General features: G+C 44.8%; 8 protein-coding genes. 1 reads left to right on the forward strand and 7 read right to left on the reverse strand.

Translation table 11 applies throughout. The features are described 5' to 3' along the window. Positions 1-375 precede the first annotated feature (375 nt). The 6 genes from AC06MN_RS14035 to AC06MN_RS14060 form a co-directional block, all read right to left on the reverse strand. Positions 376-1,497 (reverse strand): helix-turn-helix transcriptional regulator, encoded by a 1,122-nt coding sequence (locus tag AC06MN_RS14035; protein WP_475672998.1) that lies wholly within the window; start codon positions 1,495-1,497, stop codon positions 376-378. Positions 1,498-1,860: 363 nt separating this feature from the next. Beyond that, the gene (locus tag AC06MN_RS14040) at positions 1,861-4,068 is read right to left on the reverse strand and encodes a TonB-dependent receptor domain-containing protein (RefSeq protein WP_475672999.1); all 2,208 of its coding nucleotides are present in this window, start codon (positions 4,066-4,068) and stop codon (positions 1,861-1,863) included. A gap of 148 nt (positions 4,069-4,216) precedes the next feature. Then, complete coding sequence (locus AC06MN_RS14045; protein ID WP_475673000.1) at positions 4,217-4,621, reverse strand: HEPN domain-containing protein; 405 nt, start codon at positions 4,619-4,621, stop codon at positions 4,217-4,219. Then, on the reverse strand, positions 4,615-4,932 hold the full coding sequence (locus AC06MN_RS14050; RefSeq protein WP_475673001.1) for a nucleotidyltransferase domain-containing protein: 318 nt from the start codon (positions 4,930-4,932) through the stop codon (positions 4,615-4,617). Before AC06MN_RS14050 ends, AC06MN_RS14045 begins: the two co-directional genes overlap by 7 nt. 336 nt (positions 4,933-5,268) lie before the next feature. After that, positions 5,269-5,880, reverse strand: a complete 612-nt coding sequence (locus tag AC06MN_RS14055; protein WP_475673002.1) for a fumarylacetoacetate hydrolase family protein — start codon at positions 5,878-5,880, stop codon at positions 5,269-5,271. 428 nt (positions 5,881-6,308) lie between these two features. Further along, positions 6,309-7,127: an exonuclease domain-containing protein gene (locus tag AC06MN_RS14060; protein WP_475673003.1), complete on the reverse strand. Its 819-nt coding sequence runs from the start codon at positions 7,125-7,127 to the stop codon at positions 6,309-6,311. 134 nt (positions 7,128-7,261) lie between these two features. On the opposite strand from AC06MN_RS14060, the gene AC06MN_RS14065 reads away from it, so the two are divergent. After that, complete coding sequence (locus AC06MN_RS14065; RefSeq protein ID WP_475673004.1) at positions 7,262-7,642, forward strand: DUF3276 family protein; 381 nt, start codon at positions 7,262-7,264, stop codon at positions 7,640-7,642. Between the two features lie 216 nt (positions 7,643-7,858). Here the strand turns inward: AC06MN_RS14065 and AC06MN_RS14070 are convergent. Further along, positions 7,859-8,438 (reverse strand): HsdM family class I SAM-dependent methyltransferase (locus AC06MN_RS14070; RefSeq protein ID WP_475673005.1); only part of this gene is annotated, 580 nt, incomplete at its 5' end.

Genomic DNA, 8,438 nt, shown 5'->3' on the forward strand with positions numbered 1-8,438 from the left:
GCCATGTCTGTCAGTCTTTTGCTTGTTTTGTTTTCTACCACTAAGATAGGTGAAAATCCTGACATGGCAATGTCCTGGGCAACTTTTTGTTGCTCAGGATTTTATTCCTTTTAATCTATTACAGGTGTGCGGAATTAAGGCTATCAAAAATAAAACATAAATCTTTGCTTTCGCGTTGGACAATGATGGCGGCAAGCCGCCTTGAGCTAATCGTCCTAAAATCCTTCCACCCAAGTAGCTGTCATCGGCTTGACGATGAAAGTTGTCGGGCGACCTCCCCGCCTACGCGAGGATGACGACGGCGCACCGACATGGATATAAAAAAGAAAGAACAAGAAAAAGATTTATGTAAGATTTGTTTCCAAATCCATCCATTCATTCCGCAATCTTCTGAAGCACGAAATCAGCGATTTTGCCCCGCGCCTCGGTCATGCCGATTTTCTTGCGGATGTTGGTGCGCCCCTTCCCTACCGTGTCGGGACTAACCTTTAGAATGTCGGCAACTTCCTGCACCGAAAACGGCATCATGGATAAGATGCAAATGCGAAACTCCCAGTCGGCAAGCGTCGGGAACTTGCTGCGAATGCCCTCCACCACATCGGGATAGGTTTTCTGGTATTCGTTGAAAATGGCGTCATACGCTGTTTCGGCTTTCTTACCACAGACAAACCCCTTCAGTTTCTGATAGGTAGCCACGTTTTTCTCCTTGGCCTCACCGAGTTGGAACACCTTGAAAATCAATTCCGCTTTTTGGAACATATTGTTTCTCGTGGTCTCCGAAACGGCTTCATATTCCGTCTGCAAGGCAATGATTTCCTCATTCAGTTCGGTCATTTTCTTTCGCTTTTTCGACAGGTTCATCACCACGGCAAGCATCACCGAGAGTGCTGCCAAAAGCGACAAGGAAAGCACTATGACCCAACGCTGCTTGCGAATCAGCGCGTGGTTAAAGTCGTTTTGCAAGACCGCACATTTATTGTAATAATAAAGCGCACTGTCGATTTCGCCCGCCATTTCGAAAAGTCTTCCCATGGCACCGTAATTGCGTTCCAAAACCGCGAAATCATTGCCATTCAATTTGTTGGAATTTCTGAAATCAGCCAAGACCGCAGCATGATTTGCCGAATCGGTGTATAAGGTCGAGACGGTTTGCTTCACTTTGTCCACCAAGGCGGCATTACCCGATGTTTCGGCAATGGAGAAAGCCTCGTTGATGGCCACCGCCGCCGAATCGTAATCGCCACGCTGCCAATACGCGCAACCGCTGTAAAGGGATGACAAGGCCTGCATTTCGGCATCATCACAATGCTTGGAAAAATAACGCTGCACTTCGAAAACCGATGTGTCCTGCGAAATGTCTTCGCCATCCTCAAACTTCGTTTCGATTTCGGCAAGGCGTTTCTCCATCATCATCCGGCGGTTGCTTTCGTCGCAGGAAACGATGAAAAACAAGGCTCCGAACAAGAGCAAAATCACCAAAGAATTATTGTTGCGCATGACTGTAGTTTTGTCTTTTTTATCAAGAATTAGAGAAGGAGAGAATTATTCAGATACAGACCTATTTGAAGTTGGTGCTTCGCACATGAAGAAAAGAATCGAACTACTTGATGGTTTCGAATCTCCAATTCAAAAGTGCGCTTACGCACAAAGCTTCCGTTGCACATCGTCCAGTTCTCTAATTGACTACGTCGAATCTTCGATTTCACTAATTCTTGACATATTAAACATTCCGCAAAATTAACGCGAAATCGTTTCAAGTATTTCAAACGGAAACAAAACTACAGCCATTTACAGATACACAAAAACACATTTAATTATAAATCAACAACTTAAAACTTTACAAACTACAGACATTTTCCGTCATTGACCGGCACTTTCGCTCCCTTGACGGGCCTCGTTTTCAAGTTCCATTTTGCCAAAACGCAAGGTGAATCCCGCACTAATGAAGTTGCTCCGATAAGTCGATTCGGTTTGATAACTAAGGGAAGGATTATCCTCATGCCGTCCGTAACCGACCCAATGGAAAATGTCGTTGCCATTGACGAAAACCGAAAGCCTGCGGTCAAAGAAATCGGCCCTCATGCCGCAATCGATGGCGTAACTCGGATCAAGTTGTCCGAAAAGAAATTGGACCGGTGACGTATATCGCGCCGCGCAATGCACCTCGAGCCGGTTCCACAGTTTAGTCCAAAGATTCAGCGTCAGGCTGTACGACCACATTTCGCTGATGGTCTTTTCCTGCATGTCGCCGTATTGCGTCTCCAAATAAGAATCATACAAATTGCCATAAAATCGCAGATTGAACATCGCATTCGGGCGGTAAGTCACATTCACCTCGCCACCGGCATTGTAGGAACGTCCCACATTGACGGGATGGCTATAACTGACAAACGTTCCGTAAAGTCCATCGTAAGCCGATTCGTTTATCGAATTGATTTCGTTTGACTTGCCTTTGTAATAGCCCGACACGCCAACCGAGCCGAAATCGTCCCAGTATTTCGTCCAATTCGCCTCAAGCGAATGGGTGAAAACCGGTTCAAGGAAAGGATTGCCCGATGAAAAGCTCTCTTCGTCATACAAGTTACGCGGCGTCAGTTGTTTGCCCGTCGGAGTGGAAACACGGCGCGTATAACTCAACTTGAAATTGTGCATCGATTGCGTGCGGTACGACAAATGCAGCGACGGCAGCCAGTTACAATAATCTCTAGCCAAGTCACCATCAGGACTTTCCGGCAATTCCACCCGAACATGATTCCAAGTGAAACGCAAGCCAGGCTGAACAGTAAAATTGCCGAAACTATGCTGCAACGACAAGTAAGCACTCTGACTTGCATCGTGCGAAACATCATGATAAAAATGCCGGTAATCAGGATAATACACGCCATCGGAAAGCGTGTCCCAAGTAAACTCATAATCATCCTTTTCGAAATGCGACAAAATGCCAAAACTCAATGTTCCGTTTTTCGAATAGGGTCGGTTGTAATTGACCTGCGCCGAAATATAGGGCATTTCCCTATCGTAAAAATTCCTTGTCCGACGGTGCGAAACGGCTGGCAAAACCATGTCCTTGTCGCCAAACAAAGTGAAACCCATCGAACTGAGCTGACCATCGACCATTGCCGAAACATTGTGTCCGTTGTTGTCAAATTTATGCAGATAATAAAGGCTGCCAAAACCTGCCAAATATTTGTTGTCTTCCGACTGAAAACGCAAATCGTACTCGTAAAATCCTGGTTGATAGATATATTCATTCCTTTTGCGATGGCTTTCAATCAGCGTAGAGGAAAAGCCTGTATTAAGATTGGCCGACACACGTAATACATTCATCGAGTCGATATTGCAAGCCGCATCAAGATAGGCAAACGGGCCAAAATCCTTTGATGCCATCAACTGCGTGTTTAGCGTACGGCTTGAAAGCGAGCCGTCGTCCGCATAAAGTGTCCTGTCATACACGCTTCGGGTTTCGCTCTTGCTCCAATAAGTGCTGGCGTAGGCATTAAAAGTCCATTTTTCGTTTGCCCAGACATACGAAGCCCAAGGCATCAGGTAAGGCGCCGAAGCCACATTCAGACCAAAGCTCACGAACTCATTGCGTTTCAACTTCGCATTCAGCACGATGTTGATGACTGCATCGGCCTGCGTAGCATAACGCGCCGAAGGATTGCTGACGACCTCAATCCTGTCGATGGCATTGGCGGGCATGGTTTGGAGGTAAGTCTTCAAAGTCTCTTTGGTGAGATGCGAAGGGCTGTCGTTAATCCAGATTTCCACACTCGAAGCGCCGCGCAGGGTCACATTGCCCTCCACGTCCACGTGAACGCCCGGCGCATTCTGCAAGGCATCGGAAGCCGTGCCCGCCTGCACCGTGGGGTCTTCCGAAACGTTATACAAGGTCTTTTCGCCCTCGACGGAGAACAGCGGGCGCTTCTCCTCAATGGTGATTTCGGGCAAATTGATAAGGTTGAGACTGTCCATCGAAATGGAATCGTTAGTCACCACTTGCGCCACACCTCTCATAAAAAAGGCGGCAAAGACAGTGGTCAGGAAAAATCGGTTTCGTGTTTTCATATCACTTTCGTTTTGCATTGACGCCGCAAAAGTATAATGAAAAAACGCTTGAAAACCAAGCCGTCAAGCGTACTACAGACATCCGTTCAAACGGAGCGGAATTGACAATGAAAATCAACGGATTGCGTAGAACTGGACTACGGAAAAATCACTTATTTTCTTCCGAAATCAACGATTCCATTTCATGAAGCAAAGACTCAACTTTTTCAAAATAAGGCATGACCTCTTGCTCTGTTGCATCAAACATATCATCATAATCACCCGACTGACGCAATTCATATAATCTTGAAATGAGGCGACCATACGATTTGTCTAACAAACCGACAGCAATGAACTGCGAACCTAACAGATGAATCAACCCAGAATGTGTTTTTGAACTCAAATTCTTATCGAGCAGCAATGCCGTTCCCATGTGAAAAACAGCATAATACAACCTGTTTCCCGTCAAATTCCAAAACTTGAGTTTGGCAATTTCCTTCGATTCGTTCAGCACTTCCCAGGCTTTTTGCCTTCTATAAGTGATTAAAGCCTTCTTTTCTTCCGGATTTAACATAACGCAATTTGTTCCTTTGTTACATTTTTATAAAACATGGTGAAACTGCGTCTCTCCCATTCTTTTTTCGAAATCAGGAAAGGATGGATTTCAACATCAAGAAGCCAGCCCAATTCAAAAAACGGGTACGACACCTCATCGTGGTCGGATTCGGTTATATTGTCCTTGTCAAGCACTATCAGCAAATCCCAATCGGAATCTTCGCGAGCATCACCTCGAGCCTGCGAGCCATACAAATAAAGCTTTCCGCCCGATGGAATCACTTTCAGCGAAGCCTCTTTTATTCTTTCTATAATTTCTTCCCTATTCATTTTCAAGTTGATGCCGCAAAAATAAAAAAATCCGACGACATTGTTTATCTTTTATTCAAATAATCTTCAAACTCCTCATTCACGCAAAACCCAACAACCAATCCTCCTAGCCCCACACGAGCTAAAAACTAATGGCTGTTGGCTTCTGGCTTGGCTTCGCCGCGAGTTTGGCTGGCGCAAGCCCAACCGGCGGCGAAGCCAGGCTAAAAGCCAATGGCTAAAGGCTAAGAGCTAAAAGTCCAAAAAGCCCTCACTTCACCCAAAAACCAACAATCATTCCTCCCTGCCCCACACGAGCTAAAAGCTAAAGGCTAACAGCTAAAAGCCAAAAAATCCTCACTTCACCCAAAACCAAAACACCATTTCGCCTTCAAGGAAAAGTTCCAGTTTGTCGCCGATATGCACCTCACCTACGCCGCGCGGCGTCCCCGTGAAGATGTAGTCGCCTTCCTTGAGCATCACGAACTGCGAAACGTAGGAAACGATTTTATCGAAACCGAAAATCATATCGCTGCTCTTGCCCTGCTGCACCCATTCGCCATTCAGCTTCATGCCGAAATTGATGCTTTCAGGATTGGGCAGCTCGCTGATTTTCCTAAACTCGCCGATAGGCGCCGAACTGTCGAACGACTTGGCGATTTCCCAAGGATGGCCTTTGGCGATGCACTCACGCTGCAAGTCACGCGCCGTGAAATCGATGCCGACGGAAATGGCATCGTAGTATTTATGCGCGAATTTCTCCGCTATGGAACGGCCCGGCTTGCAGATGCGCAGCACCAGTTCGGTCTCGTAGTTGATTTCCTTCGAGAAATCGGGATAGAAAAAAGGATTGTGCGGCAGCAGCAGCGCCGAAGCGGGTTTCATGAAGAACAAGGGCTTGGTCGGCAAGTCGCGGTCAAGTTCCTCGATATGAGCCAGATAATTTCGTCCTATACAGATGATTTTCATTTTTTTCTTATTTTAAAAAGGATTCGGCTTCGCCGAGAAATCATTCAAAAATCTTTATTCAAAATCATTCAAAAATCATATTCTTGCTTTCAGCATATTGATTTGAAAATTCCACTTTTTATAGTTTCTCATTTTGCTTATTTAAAAGGATTCGGCTTCGCCGAGAAATCTTTCAAAAATCCATATTCAAAATCATTCAAAAACATATTCTTGCTTTCAGCATATTGATTTGAAAATTCCATTTTTTATAGTTTCTCATTTTGCTTATTTAAAAGGATTCGGCTTCGCCGAGAAATCATTCAAAAATCTTTATTCAAAATCATTCAATTGAAAATTTCAATTTTTGATAGATTTTTGATGTCAATTTTTCAAAGATTTAGCTACGCTGAATGCAAAGCATTTCTTGCCGTTAGGCAATCCCCAAAAAACTAAAATTTCGTCTTTTTTCCGCCCATGCGCAGCTTGATGGAAGTGACCACCTTTTTGGTATAAAGCGGGAAACTGTTGTTCATAATCCAGGAATAATACGGCGGCTCCTGACGGAAGACATCCTCCACGCGCTTGCCTTTGTGCTTGCCGAACATGAAGACTTCCTTGCCCTCGTCGTCATAGATGATCTGCCCCGAAAGGTCGGCATTCTTGTGATGTGCCGAGAACTCCGAAAGCTGTTTCATGTCGTTGGTCGGACCCTGCGACTTCACGCCTTTACCATCCTCATATTCAACGCCATCGTAATGGTCGAGCATGGCTTTCAGCACATCGTAAGTGGCTTTCGTGTCAGCACCTGCACCATGCGCGCCTTCCAGTTCGGCATGACAGAAAAAGCGGTAAGCGCCCTTCAAAGTGCGCGGTTCCATCTTCATGAAAATGTTCATCACATCTATCAGGTCGCGGCCTTTGATGTCGAAATCGTAGTCCACGCGCAAAAACTCCTCGACCAGAATCGGCACATCGAATTTCAGGATGTTGTAGCCTGCCAAATCGGCATTGCCAATAAACTGAGCGATTTCGTTGGCCTTTTCGCGGAAAGTGGGTTTGTCGGCCACAAATTCATCGGTGTAGCCCGTCACTTCCGAGGCTTCTTTCGAAATCGGAATTTCGGGGTTCAGAAGCCAGGAACGTTGTTCTTCCTGTCCGTTTACATTGATTTTCAATATGCTAATTTCCACGATTCGGTCCGTCGTGGTGTTCAGGCCTGTCGTTTCAAGGTCGAAAAATGCCAAAGGGCGTTTCAGGTTCAGTTCCATGAGAGATGTTCAAGTTTGATTTCAATGACGCAAAAATAATACATAAAAGCGTGCGCTATTCATTTTTTTCTTACTTTTGCCCGATTTTCAAACCAATTAGAACACATTAGAAAGATCATAAATTATTGAAAGACATGATGGAAGAAAACGAAATGAATGAAAAGGAAGAACTGTTCTCAAAGGCAGTCAGAGCAGGAAAGAGAACTTATTTCTTTGATGTTAAGACAACGAAAGGTGACGAAAAATACATTACCATAACGGAAAGCAAGCGCCGCTTCGACAACGACCAGAACCGTTTCACGTATGAGAAGCACAAGATTTTCCTCTATAAGGAAGACTTTGAAAAGGTTGCCAAAGGCTTGAACGATGCCATCCATTACGTCCAGACTGGCGAATATCCTGAAGACTACAACGAAGAACCTGTCCGCTACAACAGCAACGAAAACGAAAGTCCTGTTGACAGCGCCATCGACAAATGGTTCGACGAACTGGAGAAGAACAACGGCGAAGCCTAATCAATTAGTTACTAACAAATTAAAATGAAGGTCGTGCCACGAGGCGCGAACTTTTTTGTGGGGACCATTTACCTGTTGGCACAAACAAAAACAAGGGCAATAATATACTTTTAGACCCGGAATGAAAGATGAAAGATGAAAGATGTAAGTTGAAAAACCGAATTACTTTGTTCTAAAATGGGATTCCAACTCTTGATGCAAAATGAAGGTGCATTTTTATTCTCCAATTGCTTCAAATAGTCTTTTGAAGCAATTGATGCCTTCCTCGAGATTGTCAATAATCTCTGCTGCAATTTCGTCTGGGTCGGGAAGATTGTCTAAGTCGGTCAGGCTTTTGTCTTTCAACCAGAATATATCGAGATTCGTCTTATCACGGGCTATCACCTCGTCGTAGGTAAACTTGCGCCAACGGCCCTCAGGATTTTCTTCGCTCCAAGTCTCGGTACGCAAATGACGGTTTTCGGGATTATAGCATTTTATAAAGTCTGCTAAATCTTCGAATGTCAATGGTGATTTTTTTAACGTATGATGAATATTTGTACGGTAGTCGTAAATCCAAATATCCTTCGTCTGCACTTCCTTGCTTGCTGGTTTATTATCGAAAAACAACACATTTGCCTTCACTCCATTTGCATAGAAAATGCCCGTAGGCAACCGCAAAATCGTGTGCAATTCTGTAGTTTTCATAAGTTGCTTGCGAATCTCCTCACCTGCTCCACCTTCGAACAACACGTTATCTGGCAAAACTACGGCTGCCTGCCCAGTTACTTTTAGCAACGTCTTGATGTGTTGCAGG

It is taken from the genome of Candidatus Limimorpha sp. (genome assembly GCF_056203535.1).